Raw genomic sequence first — 18,450 nt, forward strand, 5'->3', positions numbered from 1 at the left:
ATGCGACCCTTCTGGATCGAACAAGCGCTGTTCAACGACGGCGACCTCGCCCCCGCGCTGCAAGGTGCGACGCAGGCCGACGTGTGTATCGTCGGCGGCGGCTTCACGGGCCTCTGGACCGCGATCCAGGCAAAGCAGCAGCACCCGGCGCTCGACATCGCGATCCTCGAGGCCGACCTGTGCGGCGCCGGCGCGAGCGGACGCAACGGCGGCTGCCTGCTCACGTGGTCCGCGAAATTCCTGACGCTGCGGCGCCTGTTCGGCGAAGCCGAGGCGCTCCGGCTCGTGAAGGCGTCGGAAGCGGCCGTGCAGCACATCGCCGATTTCTGCCGCGCGCACGGCATCGATGCGGAGCTGCGGCTCGACGGCACGCTGTACACCGCGACGTCGCGCGCGCAGCTCGGCACGCTCGCACCGGTGCTCGACGCATTGGCCGCGTGCGGCATCCACAGCTACGAGCCGCTGCCGCCCGCCGAAGTCGCGCGCCGTTCGGGCTCCGTGCGCAATCTCGACGGCGTCTATTCGCCGATCGCCGCGACCGTGCATCCCGGCAAGCTCGTGCGCGGGCTGCGCCGCGTCGCGCTTGCGATGGGGATCCGGATCTACGAGCGCACGCCGATGCTCGACTTCACGCCCGGCCAGCCGGCCGTCGTGCACACACCGTCCGGCAGCGTGAGTGCGGGCAGGCTCGTATTCGCGATCAACGCGTGGATGGCGAGCCGCTTCCCGCAGTTCGAACGGACGATCGCGGTCGTGTCGAGCGACATGGTCATCACCGAGAAATGTCCGGAGCTACTGGAGAAGACCGGGCTGGTGGACGGCGTGTCGGTGCTCGATTCGCGGATCTTCGTGCACTACTACCGCACGACCGTCGACGGCCGGCTGATGCTCGGCAAAGGCGGCAACACGTTCTCGTGGCGCAGCCGCATCGCGCCCGTGTTCGACCGCCGCTCGCCGTACGAGGCGCAGCTCACGCGCAGCCTGCGCGAATTCTTCCCGTCGCTGGCGGACGTGCCGATCACCGCGAGCTGGAACGGGCCGTCGGATCGCTCGGTGACGGGCTTCCCGTTCTTCGGCCGCCTCGATGGCGCGCCGAACGTGTTCTACGGCTTCGGCTATTCGGGCAACGGCGTCGGGCCGACCTACATGGGCGGGCAGATCCTGTCGTCGCTGGTGCTGGGCCTCGACAACGCGTGGACGCGCAGCCCGATCGTGCGCGGCCCGCTCGGCCATTTCCCGCCGGAGCCGATCCGTTATGTCGGCGCGCACGTCGTGCGCAACGCGATTCGTCGCAAGGAGCGCGCGGAGGACGAGAGCCGGCAGCCGTCGGCTATCGATACGTGGCTCGCGAAGTTTGCGAGCGCGGCGGGGAAGGCGGATAAGGCGTGACTGGCGAGCGCAATGCGGTGGGAGGCAGGAAAGGCCTGCGGCTCGCCCGCACCATCACGTCGCCAGCTTCTATAGAACAAGTCCAATCCCTGACGCCGCGTTTGCTCCGAAACTAGACATTCCCCACGGAAACAATCACGTACCAATAAGACAAGTTCCATCGAAAATAAAACTTATAAAGCAGCATACTGCACTACGCATTTTATTTTTGTCATTTCATTATCTCGATTTTATTATAAGAAACGACATGATAGGATTTCAATGACATAAAAAACAGGAATCCCATTCTCCCTCCATGCACGCATCAACAACCATTGAAATCTTGATTAGCGACTCCCGCTCCATCTCAAGAGGGTCGCAGTTCGGACATACCGCGATTGCAGTCGATGGAATCGTATATGGCAGAGCGCACCCAGGATGGGACGTCGATAACATCGCGAACGACCTAAACCGCCAGCAGACCAAGATGCAACGCGATACGATCAGCTATCTCCTCCATACATCCAAGGACGAGAAAAGGATCATCGTTTCCGAAATAGAAAGACGGCGACACGAAAACAGGCCATACTCTCTCGTCGACAATAATTGCTCATCGAACATAGCCGAAATACTCGGCAAGGCTGGCATCCTGGCTTACGACCCAAGGTGGCAACTCCCGGGCATCATACCCCCCGCGGATTTGATGACCGGTCTGCGCCATTCGAAACGCCTGATTGGAATCCGACGATATCCGAAGAAATGACACGCCTCCTGCTATTGGCCGCACTCGCCGTGATGATCAGCGCGTGCTCGAAATACAAAGACGAGGAATGGACGGCACTTCAGGATATGCCTGCGTTTGCCGAACCTAACGACGACAGGACCCAGCCGATCTTTACGATCAGGAAAGGCGAGTCTTGTGTTCCACTGACGGATCGTGTCGCCAAAATCTACGCATACACGCAAGTGGACTGTAAATCCGGCACGGGCTGGGTGCTGGATGATGCCTTCGATAAACGACACCGCAAATAATCGCCTGCGGGCGATCGTTGCATTTGGCCCGGGCCACGTCGATTCGAAGCGAGGCTAAGCCCGCCCGGCATAACGAGGGGACGGCCCGTACCCGAACGATATGCGACGACACGCACCGTATCCCCTTACGCCCCCGCCTTCTCCCGCGCCGCCTTGCTCGTCACCGGCAGCCCCTGCTCATGCATGCGGCGCATCCGCGCGAGACCATGCGCGACGTGCTCGCGCACGAGCGCGACAGCCTTGTCCTCGTCGCCGGCCGCGAGCGCCTGCACGATCTTGTCGTGCTCGGCCGCCGACACCGCGATCGCATCCTCCTCGGCCTCGATCGCCGCCTGGCGCAGCAAGCCGAGCTGGCGCACGAGCCGCCGGTAGGTATCGGTGAGATGCGTATTGCCGACACCGACCACCATCGCGTCGTGGAACTGCACGTTCAGCTCGGTATAGCGCGTGACGTCATGCGTCTTCGCCGCATCCTTCATCGACTGGATGATGCCCTTCAGCACTTTCAGCGTATCGGGCGAGATGCGCTTCGCGAGCGCGCGCGCGACCGACTCGTCGAGCATCGCGCGCACTTCGTAGATCTCCTCGGCCTCGCGTAGCGGCACGATGCGCACGGTCACGCCACGGTTCTTCTCGTTGCGCAGCAGGCCGGCCTGTTCGAGCGCGCGAAACGCCTCGCGCACAGGGCCGCGCGACACGTTCAGCTTGGTCGCGATATCGACTTCGTTGAGCTTTTCGCCCGGTGCGTATTCGCCCGACACGATTGCGCGCTCGAGCATGTCCTGGACGATCATCGCGAGCGACTGGCTTTGCAGGAGTTCGATGGCGCTGAGGGCGTTCGGGGCAGTCATGGGCGGGCTGGCAGCGGGCTAGAGGTGAAAACGCGGGCGCCATATCGGCGAATGATCGTTGTATACCCCTCGCCCCGCCAAATCGTCAACAGTTTTCAGTTTCCAAAAGCCAATCCGGCGTACCGCTCCGCAATCGCAGCGCCACCGGCACGCGGCGGTCGCGCGGTGCGGGCGAAGCCTCCCACGTCGCGCGCCGCCTGCACCGCCGTCAGGCCGTGTGCTTCACCGGCCCCGGATCGCTGTGACTCGGCCGGCCCGTCTCGACGTGGCCCGCGAAGCGGCGCACGACCTTGTCGCCGCCGCCGCGCAGCGTCGTCGCGGTGATCGTCAGGTCGTACCAGCCGTGGCTCGACGACAGCTCGAAGTGCGCCTCGACGCGCTCGCCCGGCTCCAGCGTGTAGGTGCGCGCATGCGCATGGCTGTACGCGTTGCCGACCGTCACGCGGCACGTCGCGCGCCCGCTGTTGCGCAGTTGCAGATACACGTGGCGATTGCGCACGTCGTAGCCTATCTTCGCTTCGGGGTTCGCGTGGCGGCCATCCGCGGCAAGCCGCGTGTTGCCCTGGAATTCGCACAGATAGCCGTTCGGGCCGTAGGCGGCCAAATGGTAGTCGCCGCGCGCGGCCGACGTGCTCCATGTATCGACGAAACGGTCGCGCGCGGACACCGCGTAGCGGCGCGGCGGCGTCGCCGGGTTGCGGCGGTCGTACACGTAGAACGCGGCGCCGGCGTCGCCGGTGTTCGCGAAGTCGAGCGACACGGTGTCGTCATGCGCGCCCACGCGGCTGTGCACGAACAGCTCGTACGGCAGCGCGCGCGCCGGGCGCGTGCCGGGCTCCTGCGTCGGCATCGACTGCTGCGCGGGCACCTGGTACGCCTGACCGGCGGTGGCGATGTGTTGCGGCACCGTGAAGCTCACCGGGCGCGTATCCGGCCGCGCGGAGAAGTCGAACGCCGACGTGAGGTCGCCGCAGATCGACCGGCGCCACGCGCTGATGTTCGGCTCCTTCACGCCGAACCGCGCTTCGAGGAAACGCAGCACCGACGTATGGTCGAACGTCTCCGAGCAGACCCAGCCGCCCTTCGTCCACGGAGAAATGATGATCAGCGGCACGCGCGGCCCGAGGCCGATCGGCTGGATGCCGCCCGGGTCGGCGCCGGGCACGAGCGGGCTCATCTCGCCCGGGTACTTGTTCAGGTCGAGCAGCTCGTCGCCGAGATTCGACAGCAAGTTCGACGACACGATGCCCTGCCCGCCCACGCCGCTCGTGACCGGCGGCACCGGCGGCACGACGTGGTCGAACAGCCCGTCGTTCTCGTCGTAGTTCAGGATGAACACGGTCTTCGCCCACACTTCGGGGTTCGACGTCAGCGCCTCGAGCACCATGTTGATGTAGAACGCGCCGTCGGTCGGCGACGCCTGCGGGTGCTCGCTGTACTTGTACGGCGACACGATCCACGACACCTGCGGCAGCCGGTTGGCCTGCACGTCGGCCTTCAGCTCGGCGAGCGTGTGGTCCGACGCGCCCTTGTCGACCAGCGGGCCGCTCGCGCCTTCCTTCACCTGGAAGCTTTTGAAGAACATCAGCGAGTTGTCGGTGTAGTTGTCGGTCGGGTCGCCCGGGATGCCGGTGCCGCCCTGGTACACCTTCCAGCTGATCCTCGCGTTCTCGAGGCGTTCCGCGTAGGTCGTCCACGTGTAGCCGTTCACGTCGTTGCGCTCGCCGATGCCCGGGCCGTTCGGTGCGCTGCCGTAGACATTGCGCGAGTCGACCGTGCCGGTCCACAGGTAGATGCGGTTCGGCGCCGTGTCGGCGTGCGCGGAGCAGAAGTACGAATCGCAGATCGTGAATGCGTCGGCGAGCGCGTAGTGGTACGTGAGATCCTGGCGCTTCAGGTAGCCCATCGTCAGCACGTCCTGCTTCTGGTTCACCCACTGGTCCCACTGGCCGTTGTTCCAGGACAGGTGGCCGCTGCTCCAGCCGTGGTTGGTGCCCGGCTGGAATTCGGTCGTCTGCTTCGGATCGAGATAGAACGGCAGCACGTATGGCGCCGACGGATCGAGCCCGCGCGAATGGTAGTTCTTCGTGAACACCGACGCCGGCGGCTGCTGCCACACCGGCGCGCCGTTCGGCAGCAGGTGCGGGCGCGGGTCGTCGAAGCCGCGCACGCCGCGCAGCCCGCCGAAGTAGTGGTCGAACGAACGGTTTTCCTGCATGAAGATCACGACGTGCTCGACGTCGCGGATCGTGCCGGTGCGATAGGCGGCCGGCATCGCCAGCGCATTGCGGATCGCGGGCGGGAAGCCCGCGTAGGCGGCCATCGCGCCGGCCGACTGCGCGGCGAGGCGCAGGAAATCGCGTCGATTGTTCGAGGACATGAAGAGCACCCTGTGGTCGGTGGGAGTAGGGGCGCCGGGCGAGCGGGCCGGCGATCTGGCGTCGCCGTTATTACCCCGCACCGGCATGTCCCTGCCGTGACCGGTTCCCGCAGGTTTCTTGCGGTCACCCCCAGCTTTTTTTCGAAGTCGCCCCCGACGCGCCTTTCATCCGGCCGACACACGCCCGCGCTACGCTGACGCGCGATGAAGAGGGGGGAGAAGCGGAGTCGTGTTCGATCAGCTGAAGGCGTTCCACGCGACCGTCCGGCAGGGCAGCATCACGCGCGCCGCGCGCCACCTGGGCGTGAGCCAGCCGACGATCGCCGCGCAGATCCGGCAGGTCGAGCAGGTGTACGGCGTCGAGCTGTTCTACCGCAGCGGCCGCAAGCTCGAAGTGACGGAGACGGGCATCGAGCTGCTGCCGCTCGTCGAGAAGATGATCGCGCTCGAGGCGCAGGCCGACATCATGCTGCGCAACGTCGGCGGCCTGTTCGAAGGCCATCTGCGGATCGGCGCGACGGGCCCGTACTACATCATGGACGCGGTCGGCCGCTTCTCGAGCGCGCACCCGTCGATCGCGCTCACGTGCCGGATCGGCAACTCCGACGAAATCCTGCAGGCGCTGCAGGATTTCCGCATCGATCTCGCGGTCTCGTCGCAGCGCAACGATGCCGACGGCCTCGAACGCAAGGTGATCTCGACCGATCCGCTCGTGCTCGTCGTGCACCGCCATCATCCGCTCGCGCGGTTCGATCGACGCGGCGCGGCTCGCCGACGTGCGGCTGCTGATTCGCGAGGCAGGGTCGGTCACGCGCCGCTGCACGGAGACGATCCTCGCAGCGGCCGGCGTCGCGGCCGCGTCGGTCGCGGAGATCGGCAGCCGCGAAGCGATTCGCGAGGCGATCCTGCACGGGGTGGGCGGGAGCCTCTTTCCGCTCGGCGAGGCCGAACGCCATCCGGACTTGCGCGTGATCGCGCTGCGCGGCGTCGACACGACGATCGACGAATACGTGTACTACCTGAAAGCGCGCCGCCAAAGCCCTGCGATCGACGCGTTCCTCGCGTGCATCCTGCCGGGCGGCGGCGCAGCGGCCGACGTGGCCGATCAAGGACAACCGGCGCGGCGGGCGAACGCACGCTGACTGCCGCGCGTTCGCCGGTTCCGCACTTGACGGGCGCTTTTCCCGCGCCTTCCGTCGTTTTCCTCGTGCCTTCCTTCTGTCGTGGCGCCGTGCGTCACTTCGGCAGCGCCGGAATCATCCAGGTCAGCACGTGCTGCTGCAGGAACACCAGCACGCCGAGCAGCAGCGTGAGGATCACGCTGTGCCAGAAGGTGCGTGCGAACACGACGCCTTCCTGCCCTTTCAGGTCCGTCGTCGACACGCCCGTCGCGATGTTCTGCGGCGAGATCATCTTGCCCATCACGCCGCCCGACGAGTTCGTCGCGGCCATCAGCACCGGATCGAGGCCGAGCTGCCGCGCGGCGACGACCTGCAGGTTGCCGAACAGCGCGTTGCCCGACGTGTCGCTGCCCGACAGGAACACGGCGATCCAGCCGAGCGACGCGGACACCAGCGGGAACAGCGCGCCCGTCGACGCGACGCCGGTGCCGAGCGTGTAGCTGATGCCCGAGTAGTTCAGCAGGTACGCGAGGCCGACGATCATCATCACGGTGACGATCGCGATCCACGTCTGCCGCCACGTCTTCACCACGCATTCGACAAACGCGCCGGGCCCGGTGCGCGTCAGCGCGGCCGTGATGATCGCCGACAGCAGGATCGCGGTGCCCGTGCCGAGCGGCTGGAAATCCCAGATCGCCGCATACGGCTTGTGGTACAGCGACACGTACACGGCATTGTGCAGGCCCGGCCACTTGATCTTCACGTCGCCGATCGCCGCGATGTTCGCGTGCACCCACACGATCACGACCACCGACACGACGAGCCACGGCAGCCAGCCGCCGAAGCCCGCGCGCGCGGCGCCAGCCGCGGCCGGCACGCTGCGCGCGAGCGCGTATTGCGGATCGGGCTGCGGCTTCCACACCTGCAGGAAGCCGATCGTCACGATCAGCGACGAGAGCGACGACAGCACGTCGGTGAGCTGGTAGCCGAGGAAGTTCGACGTGACGAACTGCGCGATCGCGAAGCTGCCGCCGGACACGAGCAGCGCCGGCCACAGCTTCGCGATCGAGCGCAGTCCGCCATACGCGCCGACCACGTAGAACGGCAGCAGCAGCGCGAAGAACGGCAACTGGCGGCCGACCATCTGCGCGAGCGTCGCGGGCGGCAGCGACGTGACCGCGCCGAGCACGGTGATCGGCACGCCGAGCGCGCCGAACGCGACCGGCGCCGTGTTGAACAGCAGCGTATAGGTGAGCGCTTCGAGCGCGGGGAAGCCGAGCGCGATCAGCAGCGCGCTCGTGATCGCGACGGGCGTGCCGAATCCGGAGATCCCTTCGAGCAGACAGCCGAACGAGAACGCGACGACGAGCAGCACGAGGCGGCGGTCGTCGGGCAGGTTGTCGAGCATCCACTGCCGGAACTGGTCGAAGCGGCCCGACTTCACCGCGATGTTGTACAGCAGCAGCGCGTTGAAGACGATCCACATCACCGGCACGACCGCGAGCGCCATGCCGGCGCCGACCGCGTTGAACGCGAGCCCGGCCGGCATCCCCCACCCGCCGATCGCGACCGCGAGGCCCGCGACGAGCCCGGCGAGCGACGCCTGCCACGCGGGGCGGCGCAGCACGCCGAGCGCGACCAGCGCGACCGCGATCGGGATCGCGGCGACGAGGAACGACAGGAGCAGCGAGTGCGCGACGGGCGTCAACGGTTGTGCGAAGACGATGCCGGGCGGGAGGGCGTCGGTGGGGTTCATCGTGTCTCCAGATGTCGACCCGAGTTGGCGCTTCAGCGCCTACTCGGGTCCCATGCCTTGTGCGGTCGACCCGGGTTGGCGCTTCAGCGCGTACTCGGGCCCATGCCTTGTGCGGTCGACCCGGGTTCGCGTGTCGATGCGCCGGATTCGGTACAAGGCGATGTCCTGCGGTCACGACCACGCTCGGGCGCTTGCGTACGCAACGACGCTGCGCGGCCAACCGATCGGTCGCTTAAAAGAGGTTAGGAGGCGCAACGCGCTTGTACAAGGGGGAGAAGCCCGATGCGGGCGAGCCGATGCGAACCGGCCGCCGCACGATGGCCGGCAGATGGCGCGCCGCTGTCGCGTTCGACAGGCAACCCGTCGTGACGGCTCACCGGCGCGCGCAATGTTGCGCGACCGGAAAAGGTGACTGCCAGCCACGTGGATGTTTCGTTTGGCGTCTGAAGCCTAGACTGGCTGCATCGTTTCCGCCCACGCCGCCGATGGCGCGCACCGGGAACGCACGGAGCCAACACGATGAAGACGATGAAACACGCGGCATGCGCATGCGTACTGATGGGCGCGGCGCTCGTCGCTCACGCGCAAGCCGCGTCGACGCTCACGCGCGCGCAGGTCCGTCAGGAACTCGTGGCACTGCAGGCCGCCGGCTACCGGTCGAGCCTCGCAAGCAGTCCCGACTTTCCGCGGAACATGCAGGCGGTCATGCAGCGTGCCGCGCAGGCGCGCGGTGGGGATGACGCCGCCGGTTACGGCAGCGACGGGCGGGCCGACACGGCATCGGGCAAGCCGGCGCTGCCGCACGCCGTCGATCGCGGCACGTATGCGCATCACTGACCGGATCACTGACGGAACCGGATGGATCACGCGGCAGCGGCGCGGCGCACCCGGCGCCGGCCGCATGCGCGATCGTCACACGCTGAAGCGGTTCAGCGTATAGGCGCGATAGGCGGCGACGAAGGCGTCGAACGATCCCGCCTCCTTCGCTTCGAGCTCGGCCTGCTCGGCGAGCGACTTCGCGGCGAGCGCCTGCTCGGTCCGCAGCGTCTCGGCCGACGGCGGGCGCGCGCGAAAATGCGCGGCATGCGCTTCGCTCTGCGCGAGCGCGAACGCGAGGAACGACTGACCGTTCTCGCGCATCGTGCGCAGCACGCGCGCGGACGGCGTGCGCTCCGGATCGGCGAGCTTCTCGCGCTGCGCGGCAATCGCGCGCGCATGTTCGTCGCCGCCGCGGATTTCGTCGAGCCGGCGACCGACGATCTCGATATCGGCCATCAGCTCGTCGGCCCACTGCTGCAGCGTGACCGGCTGGCCGTCGCGCGTCAGCGTGAGCCCCGGCTTGCGGCCGTCCAGCGTCACGTTGCCGAAGTTTGCGTTCGCTTCCTTGTATGCGTCGCAGTCGAGCGGCGCGCTTTCGTCGAGCGCGCACGCGAGCAGGAACGCGTCGATGAAGCGCGCGGTCTCCAGCGCGATGCCGGTCGGCTCGAACGGATCGATGTCGAGGCAGCGCACCTCGATGTACTGCACGCCGCGCGACGCGAGCGCATGCAGCGGCCGCTCGCCCGAATACGTGACGCGCTTCGGCCGGATCGTCGAGTAGAACTCGTTCTCGATCTGCAGCACGTTCGTGTTGATCTGGATCCACTCGCCGTCGCGATGCGTGCCGATCGCCTCGTACGCCGGATACGGCTCGCTCACGGCCTTCGACAGCGCGTCGAGATAACCGGGCAGCGTGTTGTAGTCGACGTGCAGCGCGGCCTGGGCCGTCGTGTTCGAGTAGCCGAGATCGCTCATCCGCAGGCTGGTCGCATACGGCCGGTACAGCGTATCGGCGTCGAACGCGTCGAGCTTGTGCGGCTTGCCGCGCAGGAACTTCGTGTCGAGCACCGGCGACGCGCCGAACAGGTACATCAGCAGCCAGCTGCGGCGGCGGAAGTTGCGGATCTGCGCGAGATAGCGTTCCGACTGGTAATCGACGAGCGTTGCCGTCGACTCTTCGTCCGCGTGCAGGCGCCGCCACACTTCCTCGTGCAGCGAGTAGTTGTAGTGGATGCCGGCGATGCACTGCATCGTGCGGCCGTAGCGGTACGCGAGGCCGCGCCGGTACACCGTCTTCAGGCGGCCGATGTTCGACGTGCCGTAGTTGGCGATCGGGATCTCGTCGTCGGCCGGCAGCAGGCCCGGCATCGAGTCGTTCCACAGGATCTCGTCGCCGAGCGATGCATACACGTAGCGATGCAGATCGTCGAGGCGCTCGAGCGTGAGCGCGGCGTCGCGCTCCGCGGGCGTGATCAGTTCGATCAGCGCTTCGGAATAGTCGGTCGTCAGCGCCGGATGCGTGAGCGCCGAGCCGAGCGCGCGCGGATGCGGCGTGAACGCGATCATCCCGTCGCGCGTCACGCGCAGGCTTTCCTTTTCGATGCCGCGCAGGCCGTCGGGCAGATGCTGCCGCGTCGGGCCCGAGCTCAGCGCGTCGAGGCGATTCAGCAGCAGTTCGGACTGGCGGTGAGTCATGGTGTTCGACATGGAGACGCAAGTGCGTGACGGCCGCGCGCAGAATGCCGCGCGCGGCCGGCTGGATTGTTGGTCGCTTCGTTGGTAGCGGGCACTTTAACATCTCGCCGAAAGCCGCGCTTGAGGTGGCCGCGGGCACGGCGCGCGGGCCTGAGCGGGCGATCGGGCGGGGCCGGGCGCGGTAGCCGCGGGCCGCCTCACCGATTCCGGACGAGGCCGAGCGGCCCGCAGGTCGGCGGAATTCGTCGGATGAAACGTGAACGGCGAACGCGTGGCGGCAGATGCAACGGGCGGCCGAACGGATCGCGAAACGACGCGTGCGCCGACATCGCGCGCCCGACGTCCGGCCGGCGCCGGAGGCGTGGAAGCGCCGTGACGGGCCGCGTCACGCCAACGCTTGCCGCAGGCCGGCACCGCTTGCGCGACGGGTTGCGGCACGGCCGCCTCGTGGTCGCACCCGGCCGCGGGCCGCCGCGCTTACCCGCCGCGCGCGCCGCCTGCCCGGTCGGCCACTTCGTTCCACAGATGCAGCGCCGCATACGCGCGCCACGGCCGCCAGCCTTCGGTGCGGCGTTTCTGGGTGGCGAGCCGGTCGAGCGCCGGGTCGCGCGCGGCGATCGACTGCATCAGCACGAGATCGGATGCCGGCCAGGCGTCCGGGTCGCGCCAGGCGCGCATCGCGATGTATTCGACGGTCCACGGGCCGATGCCGGGCAGATCGAGCCACGCGCTGCGCAGCGTCGCGAGGTCGGCATGCGCGCGATCGACCGGCACGTCGCCGGCCGCCACCGCGCGCGCCACGCCGGTCAGCGCCGCCACACGTTTGCCGGGCATCCCGATCTTGTCGAGGTCGCACGCGGCCAGCGCGTCGGGCGTCGGGAAACGCCACGCGGGCGCGCCGTCGTCTTCCGGAATGACGCGCTCGCCGGCCCGTTCGACGAGCCGGCCGACGATCGTCGTCGCGGCCTTCACGCTCACCTGCTGGCCGACGATCGCGCGCACGGCCAGCTCGAACCCCGACCACGCGCCCGGCACGCGCAGCCCCGGCGCGGCCTCGACGAGCGGCGCAAACCACGGATCGCGCGCGAGGCCGCCGCCGATCGCGGCCGGATCGGCGCCGAGGTCGAACATCGTCGCGACGCGCGCGGCGAACGCATCGTCGACGTGACGCGCGACCGCCCCTTCGACGGTCGCGATCAGGCAGTGCTTGCGCGGATGTTTCTTGACGGTGAGGCGGCCTGCCTCGCCGTGCAGATCGACGATGCGGCGATACACGCCGTCGGCAACCTGCTCGACGCCCGGAATCGCGCGCCCGCTGAAGAAGCGCAGCACGCGCGCCCAGTCGTACGGCGCCTTGTAGCGCAGTTCCATCTGCGCGGACGGCGGCACAGGGCCGCCGTTCGCGAGGGACGTAATCGTTGTTTTCTCGATGCTCAAACCGCGCTGCCCTCCGTCTCGGCTTCATCGTTGTGAACATGACGCGCCTCGGCCGCGAGCAGCGTCGCCTTGCGGCGCACGCCCCAGCGATAGCCGGCGAGCGCGCCGCCCTTCTGCACGACGCGGTGGCACGGGATCGCGAGCGCGACCGGATTCGACGCACACGCGGACGCGACCGCCCGCACCGCGCGCGGCGAGCCGAGCGCCTCGGCGATCTCCGAATAGCTGCGCGTTTCGCCGTACGGGATATGCGTCAGCGCTTCCCATACACGCTGCTGGAACGCGGTCGGCGCGATGTCGAGCGGCAGGTCGAACGCATGCCGCGTGCCGTCGAGGTACGCGCGGATCTGCGTGACGAACGGCGCGAGCCGCGCGGACGATTCGACCAGTTCGGCCCGCGCGAACGTGTCCTTCAGCTCGCCGACCAGCGACGCCGCGTCGTCGCCGAACGCGATCCGGCAGATGCCCTGTTCGGTAGCGGCGACGAGCACCGTGCCGAGCGACGTCGACGCAGTCGCATAGTCGATCCGCAGGCCGGCGCCCTGACGGCGGAACGCGGACGGCGCCATCCCCAGCTCGCGCGGCACCGATGCATAGAGCCGCGACGGCGAGTTGAACCCCGCGTCGACGGCCGCCTGCGTGACCGGCTGCCCGCTTTGCAGCGCCTGCCGCAACGCGGCGCCGCGCTGCGCGGCCTGGTACTGCCGCGGCGACACGCCGACCACGCGCTTGAAGAGCCGCTGCAGATGAAACGGGCTCACGTGCACGGCGTCGCTCAACTGCTGCAGCGTGAGCCGCTCGGCCTGCGCGTCGAGCACCGCGCACGCACGATTGACGATCTCCAGCTCGCGCGGCAGCCCTTCCGGCTGGCAACGCTTGCAGGGCCGGAAGCCGGCCGCGCGCGCGGCCGCCGGATCGGCGAAAAAGGACACGTTCTCGCGACGCGGCTGCCGCGACGCGCAAGTCGGGCGGCAGAACACGCCGGTCGTGCTGACGGCATAGAAGAACGCGCCATCCGCATGCGGATCGCGCTTGGTCACGGCGCCCCAGCGGGCATCGTCGGTCGGATAGGCGGTTTTCATCTGAACCTCGCACGCTCTAGTGTAGATGGTGCCTACTCTAGCCATCGGCATATGCCGTCGCGCCCTGAATCTTGCTCTGTGATTCGTGCCGGAAAATCGGGGTCGCATCGATCGAAATAGCGCCGAAGAAACGCGCGCGGCGGCCGCTCCAGCGCGGTTTTCGTCATCGTCCCGTCACCGTTTTGCTGCAGTGCGGATGCGACAAATCGCCGTCCTGACGTTTTTTTGCAATCGGAATATTGCGTCGCACCATCGCCGTGTGTATAGTTGGAACTGTCTCCTCCATGTCTCCTCCTGATATGGATTAAGCCCGTTCCGCACTGCGTGAACGGGCTTTTTTTCGTCCGTCGATTGTGCCGCGCGCCGGCCGGCAGTGCAGGCGCGATGCGTCTACACTCGATGCTCGTCGACTGCGAAGGAGTCCCCCGCTCATGAAACCCACCATCCGCGGAATCGATCACATCGTGCTGCGCGTGACCGACATGGCGGCGATGACGCGCTTTTACTGCGATGCCGTCGGTTGTCATGTGGAGAAGGAACAGCCCGACCTGGGCCTCGTGCAACTGCGCGCCGGCGACGCGCTGATCGACCTGCTGATGGTCGGCGGCCCGATCGACCGTCCCGACAGCGGCCCGCCCGGCACCGGGCGCAATCTCGATCACCTGTGCCTGCGCGTCGAGCCGTTCGATCCCGACGCACTGATCGCCCATTTCGCCGCGCATGGCGCGCGGCCGGGCGCGCCGGCCGAACGCTACGGCGCCGGCGGCTACGGGCCGTCGATCTACCTGTTCGATCCCGAAGGGAACATGGTCGAATTCAAGGGGCCGCCGGCCGCGCTCGGCTGACCGCGGCCGGCGCGCGGGCCCTTACGCGCCCTCGCGCGCCTTCAGCACCGTCCATTCGACCGCGACCGGATCGTGATCGGCGCTCGAGATCCACGCGGCGCCGTCCTGCACCGTGCACTGCAAGCGCATCGTGCGCTCCGCGAGCCGCCCGAGCGCGGCCGCGACGCCGTCGGCGAGCGACAGCACCTGCACGTTGCGCAGCCGTTCGACCTTGCTGCGCACGCCCTGCCACCAGATATCCGACGTCTTGCCGCCGTACGCGATCACCGTGACCTGCCCGGCTCGGCCGGCCGCCTTCGAGATGCGCCGTTCGTCAGGCTGGCCGGCCTCGATCCACACGTCGATCGCGCCGGTCAGGTCCTTCTGCCACAGGTCGGGCTCGTCGACGTCCGACAGTCCCTTGCAGAATTCGAGCCGCTCGTGCGCGAACAGCGCGAACGCGACGATGCGCACCATCATCCGGTCGTCGGTTTCCGACGGATGGCGCGCCACCGTCAGCGCGTGATCGGCGTAGTAATGCCGATCCATGTCGGCGATTTGCAGTTCGGCTTTGTAGATCGTGGATTTCAGCGCCATGCGGATACGGCCCGGGCGGGCATTCGGTTCGGTCGGGCCGTGATGATACCGAATGCGCGCCGCCCGGCGTGCGTCATGCGCCGTTCACAGCACAACGGCCCGGCATGCGCCGGGCCGTGTTCGGTTCGCGCCGCCCGCTCGTCGGGCCGGCGCGCTCGCGCGTCGTACGACGGCGCGGCGAATGGACGGTTACTGCTTGACGAAGCGCGAATCGGTCCAGAGACCTTGCTGGTCGCTATTGTCCGCGCTGACGAATTGCACGTCGCCCTGGTCGACCGCCACCACGCGGAAGCGCTGGCCTTCCGGCACCGACAGACAGCGGAAGTCGTCGAAGTACTGCTGCTTCGCCTGCGACTTGCCGTCACGTTCGTGACTCAATACGGAGTCCAGATTGTCTTTCGACAAGCAGCCCCATGCATTCTTCGTCAGCTGGATTTCCTGCTTCGGCTTGACGGCCGAATCGCCGCCGGCCTGGGCAATCGACACAGCGCAAAATGCGCCGACAAGGGCAAAAAGGACACCGGTACGCTTCGTCATGTTCTGTCTCCAGGCTTGCGGGCACCAGGCTGGGTTAGCTATGTGTTTAAAGGTGATCGTGAACCCGCGTTTTTCACTTTAGAAGACCGGCAAACGATAGCAAGCACATTTGTTGTGCGACTGCAATAGCGGCGGATTGTCGCACCCCGTGCGCAAGCTGCTTTTGGCGCGACGCGCGCGAGTGGCAAGCGCCACCGAATTGCGGATGGGCCTTCGCCGCCGGGCGGAAACCGTTATCCGGCAAGGCTTTCATCAAAGTTACAATGCTGCGGTTGAACGGTTTGGATAATCCATTTTGCTATCCGGATCATTTTGATGCGTTGCACATAAAGTCGTCCGAAACGATTCGACTTTACCGCGGTGCGGAATCGCATTTACCCGATACAAGAAAAATGCCAGGTATAAGCGCATCCGTATTTATCCGTAGTTCCCGCATCCATTCGGCGCCTTGAAGCCCTATCGCAAGCGCCTTTCGTCCGCGTGGTGTTTACCCTGCCTTATTCAGCCCGATTTGCTGGCGCTCGAAATAATCGCGCTGGAAAATGCACATGCGATAAGCGTTGTGATACGCGCCATTCCCGAAAAATTCTTCCTTCAATTCGGCCTCGTGCTGGAATCCGCATTTTTCGTACACGTGGATCGCCGCCGCATTCGACGTATCGACGATCAGGTAAAGCTTGCGCATGTTCAGCACCTTGAACGCGTACTCGATCGCGAGGCGCGTCGCCTGGCCCGCGTAGCCGCGCCCCTGGCATTGCGGCGCGATGATGATCTGGAACTCGCCGCGGCGGTGAATGTAGTCGAGCTCGATCAGCTCGACGAGGCCGACCAGTTCGTCTTGCGCGTCGACCGCGACGAAGCGGCGTTCGCGCTGGTCGTGCACGTGGCGGTCGTACAGTTGCGACAGTTCCGAGAAGGTTTCGTACGGCTCCTCGAACCAGTAGCGCATGATCTTCGCGTCGTTGTTCAGCTCGTGGACGAAGCGCAGGTCCTGGCGCTCCAGCGGCCGCAGCGCGAGCGTGTTGGTGTCGTTCTGGAGTTGCATGGTCATGTCCTTTTTGAGGCCGGCGCACGTGCGGAACGCCCGCGCGGAGCGGCCGCGTTCGGGCCCGTTTCGCACTGTAAGAATTTGAACGCGGGCGCAGTTCAGAGCCTAGAATGGGAGCAAGGGTTCCTGCCACCGCAAGGAGGCTATCGTGATCGAGCAAGTCATCCTCGGAATTTTCCTCGTGCTGCCGCTCGTCATCGTGGCTGCGCTGTTTTCCGACGAACTCTGGCAGGAGCATCGTCGCCAGCATCCGCGCGACGAGAACGCCCCGCACATCGACTGGAAGCATCCGTGGCGCCGCGTGCGACGCGGGCACTGACTTCGATCACCGGCGATTCGCTACCCGCGCCGGCCGGGCCACCTGGGCTCGGTAATATGCGATGCAGGTACAGCCCTTGCGCGCGATCCGATTCCCGCCCAACCCGCGAGACACCGACGTGAACGACAAGCCCGCCATTCCTCCGCACGATATCCCGAACGAAACGATCGATCTGCAGATCGCCGATGTGCTGGCGGCCGTCCGCTATCCGGCGAACAAGGATGCGATCGTCGATGCCGCGCGCGACGCCGGCGCCAGTAACGAGGTGCTGTCGATGCTCGACGGCCTGCCCGAACAGGACTACGCGGACGTCGATGCCGTCACGCGCTGCGTCGCCGGCAACTTCGGCCCGGGGCTCGGCATTTGAGCGGATGCCAATAACGCGATAGGATCGGGCCGCACCGGTCGCGCCGCGATCGGGATGCGTGCCGCCCGGCGCAAGATCGGGTGCTTCGCACGCGTGTCCGGGGGACCCCATGGAAGGCATCCTGATCCAGCACACGACGCAACGTCAGCTGTGGTTCGGCGCGCTGACGGCGCTCGTCATCCTGCTCACCCTCGGGATCGCCGCGCCGCACGCGAACGTCGCGCTGCCGCCCGTCGAGCCGTTCATGCCGATGTGCGCGCTCACCGTGTTCACGACCGCGAGCATCGCGGCGTTCTTCCTCGGCGCGCAATTCACCGTCACGCGCCAGCCCGTGCTCGGTGCGCTCGGCGGCGCCTATGCGTTCACCGCGCTCGCCGTCGCGCTGCAACTGCTCACCTTTCCCGGCGTGTTCGCCCCGCATGGCCTGCTCGGCGCACGCCCGCAAAGCGCCGCATGGATGTGGATCTTCTGGCATGCCGGCTTTCCGTGCTTCGTGATGGCCGCGCTGTTCGCTCGCGAGCGACTGACGCGCACCCCGATCGGCGCAAAGGAGACGCGCCGCTGGACGATTGCGCTCGTCGGCGGCCCGGCGATCACCGCAGCGCTCCTGTGCGCGCTCGCGCTGAACGTCTCGCTGCCGCCCGCGTTCCATCCGCCCCGCGACGCTGCCGTGCTGCCCGTCAACGGCATTGCGCTCGTCGTGTGGATCCTCAATTTGCTCGCGCTCGTGGCCGTCGTGGTCACCGGCCGGCTGCGCACGACACTCGACCTGTGGCTCGCGATCGCGGTGCTCGCGTGTCTCACCGATACGACGCTGAACTTGCTGAGCACCAACCGCTTCACGGTCGGCTGGTATGTCGCGCGCGTGTTCAGCATGTTCACGCCCGGCGTGCTCGTGTGCGTGCTCGCGTGGGAAGTGACGATGCTGTATCAGCAGTTGTTCGAAGCGCACGCGACACTGATCCGCTCGTCCGCGCGCGACGGGCTCACGGGCGCGTTCAACCGCAGCCACTTCAACGATCATTTCCACACGCTGTTCCTGCAGGCGCGGCGGCAGGGCGAACCGCTGTCGCTGCTGATGGTCGACGTCGATCACTTCAAGGCGTACAACGACGCGTTCGGTCACGTGAAGGGCGATGCGTGCCTGATCGCCGTCGCGAATGCACTGGCCGGCGCGGTGCGGCGGCCCGCCGACATCGTCGCGCGCTACGGCGGCG

General features: G+C 67.0%; 17 protein-coding genes and 1 pseudogene. 9 read left to right on the plus strand and 9 right to left on the minus strand.

The window, feature by feature from the left end; translation table 11 throughout:
• The 3 genes from A9Z05_RS11860 to A9Z05_RS11865 all read left to right on the plus strand — a co-directional run bounded on the left by A9Z05_RS11860 (position 1) and on the right by A9Z05_RS11865 (position 2,400).
• Positions 1-1,389 carry an FAD-dependent oxidoreductase gene (locus tag A9Z05_RS11860; protein WP_069618266.1) on the plus strand — a complete coding sequence of 463 codons (1,389 nt, stop codon included), beginning with the start codon at positions 1-3 and terminating at the stop codon, positions 1,387-1,389.
• 466 nt (positions 1,390-1,855) lie between these two features.
• Positions 1,856-2,131: a DUF4105 domain-containing protein gene (locus A9Z05_RS38420; RefSeq protein WP_218077808.1), complete on the plus strand. Its 276-nt coding sequence runs from the start codon at positions 1,856-1,858 to the stop codon at positions 2,129-2,131.
• Complete coding sequence (locus tag A9Z05_RS11865) at positions 2,128-2,400, plus strand: hypothetical protein (RefSeq protein WP_069618250.1); 273 nt, start codon at positions 2,128-2,130, stop codon at positions 2,398-2,400. The genes A9Z05_RS38420 and A9Z05_RS11865 overlap by 4 nt, the downstream gene beginning before the upstream one ends.
• 125 nt (positions 2,401-2,525) lie before the next feature.
• Here the strand turns inward: A9Z05_RS11865 and A9Z05_RS11870 are convergent, their stop codons facing one another.
• Both A9Z05_RS11870 and A9Z05_RS11875 read right to left on the minus strand, forming a co-directional pair.
• On the minus strand, positions 2,526-3,251 hold the full coding sequence (locus A9Z05_RS11870) for a phosphonate utilization associated transcriptional regulator (RefSeq protein WP_069618251.1): 726 nt from the start codon (positions 3,249-3,251) through the stop codon (positions 2,526-2,528).
• A gap of 208 nt (positions 3,252-3,459) precedes the next feature.
• A complete protein-coding gene (locus A9Z05_RS11875; protein ID WP_069618267.1) occupies positions 3,460-5,631 on the minus strand; it encodes a phosphocholine-specific phospholipase C in 2,172 nt (723 codons plus the stop codon).
• Between the two features lie 229 nt (positions 5,632-5,860).
• Here A9Z05_RS11875 and A9Z05_RS11880 point away from each other — a divergent pair.
• Positions 5,861-6,773, plus strand: a pseudogene (locus A9Z05_RS11880) (LysR family transcriptional regulator).
• Positions 6,774-6,867: 94 nt separating this feature from the next.
• Here the strand turns inward: A9Z05_RS11880 and A9Z05_RS11885 are convergent.
• Positions 6,868-8,508 (minus strand): L-lactate permease, encoded by a 1,641-nt coding sequence (locus tag A9Z05_RS11885; RefSeq protein WP_069618252.1) that lies wholly within the window; start codon positions 8,506-8,508, stop codon positions 6,868-6,870.
• A 519-nt stretch (positions 8,509-9,027) separates the two neighbouring features.
• Here A9Z05_RS11885 and A9Z05_RS11890 point away from each other — a divergent pair.
• Positions 9,028-9,345 (plus strand): DUF4148 domain-containing protein, encoded by a 318-nt coding sequence (locus tag A9Z05_RS11890; RefSeq protein ID WP_069618253.1) that lies wholly within the window; start codon positions 9,028-9,030, stop codon positions 9,343-9,345.
• Positions 9,346-9,420: 75 nt separating this feature from the next.
• Here the strand turns inward: A9Z05_RS11890 and gshA are convergent, their stop codons facing one another.
• The 3 genes from gshA to ada form a co-directional block, all read right to left on the minus strand.
• Positions 9,421-11,034, minus strand: a complete 1,614-nt coding sequence (gene gshA / locus A9Z05_RS11895) for a glutamate--cysteine ligase (protein WP_069618254.1) — start codon at positions 11,032-11,034, stop codon at positions 9,421-9,423.
• Between the two features lie 465 nt (positions 11,035-11,499).
• Positions 11,500-12,459 carry a DNA-3-methyladenine glycosylase gene (locus A9Z05_RS11900; protein ID WP_069618255.1) on the minus strand — a complete coding sequence of 320 codons (960 nt, stop codon included), beginning with the start codon at positions 12,457-12,459 and terminating at the stop codon, positions 11,500-11,502.
• Positions 12,456-13,541 (minus strand): bifunctional DNA-binding transcriptional regulator/O6-methylguanine-DNA methyltransferase Ada, encoded by a 1,086-nt coding sequence (gene ada, locus A9Z05_RS11905; protein ID WP_069618256.1) that lies wholly within the window; start codon positions 13,539-13,541, stop codon positions 12,456-12,458. The genes A9Z05_RS11900 and ada overlap by 4 nt, the downstream gene beginning before the upstream one ends.
• Before the next feature lie 431 nt (positions 13,542-13,972).
• Here ada and A9Z05_RS11910 point away from each other — a divergent pair, with 431 nt between their 5' ends.
• On the plus strand, positions 13,973-14,386 hold the full coding sequence (locus A9Z05_RS11910; RefSeq protein ID WP_069618257.1) for a VOC family protein: 414 nt from the start codon (positions 13,973-13,975) through the stop codon (positions 14,384-14,386).
• A 21-nt stretch (positions 14,387-14,407) separates the two neighbouring features.
• Here A9Z05_RS11910 and A9Z05_RS11915 read toward each other — a convergent pair whose 3' ends face one another.
• The 3 genes from A9Z05_RS11915 to speG form a co-directional block, all read right to left on the minus strand.
• The gene (locus A9Z05_RS11915; RefSeq protein ID WP_069618258.1) at positions 14,408-14,962 is read right to left on the minus strand and encodes a YaeQ family protein; all 555 of its coding nucleotides are present in this window, start codon (positions 14,960-14,962) and stop codon (positions 14,408-14,410) included.
• 189 nt (positions 14,963-15,151) lie between these two features.
• Positions 15,152-15,499: a surface attachment protein Sap1 gene (sap1, locus tag A9Z05_RS11920; protein WP_069618259.1), complete on the minus strand. Its 348-nt coding sequence runs from the start codon at positions 15,497-15,499 to the stop codon at positions 15,152-15,154.
• Between the two features lie 487 nt (positions 15,500-15,986).
• Positions 15,987-16,544: a spermidine N1-acetyltransferase gene (gene speG / locus A9Z05_RS11925; protein WP_069618260.1), complete on the minus strand. Its 558-nt coding sequence runs from the start codon at positions 16,542-16,544 to the stop codon at positions 15,987-15,989.
• Between the two features lie 151 nt (positions 16,545-16,695).
• Between speG and A9Z05_RS36885 the strand changes: the two genes are divergently transcribed.
• The 3 genes from A9Z05_RS36885 to A9Z05_RS11935 form a co-directional block, all read left to right on the plus strand.
• Positions 16,696-16,866 (plus strand): hypothetical protein, encoded by a 171-nt coding sequence (locus tag A9Z05_RS36885; protein ID WP_006489933.1) that lies wholly within the window; start codon positions 16,696-16,698, stop codon positions 16,864-16,866.
• A gap of 118 nt (positions 16,867-16,984) precedes the next feature.
• Positions 16,985-17,233, plus strand: coding sequence for a DUF2795 domain-containing protein (locus A9Z05_RS11930; protein ID WP_050011093.1), 249 nt, complete (start codon positions 16,985-16,987; stop codon positions 17,231-17,233).
• A 109-nt stretch (positions 17,234-17,342) separates the two neighbouring features.
• Positions 17,343-18,450 (plus strand): sensor domain-containing diguanylate cyclase (locus tag A9Z05_RS11935; protein WP_069618261.1); only part of this gene is annotated, 1,108 nt, incomplete at its 3' end.

This window comes from Burkholderia sp. A2, assembly GCF_001729305.1.
Classification (GTDB): Bacteria; Pseudomonadota; Gammaproteobacteria; order Burkholderiales; family Burkholderiaceae; genus Burkholderia; species Burkholderia sola.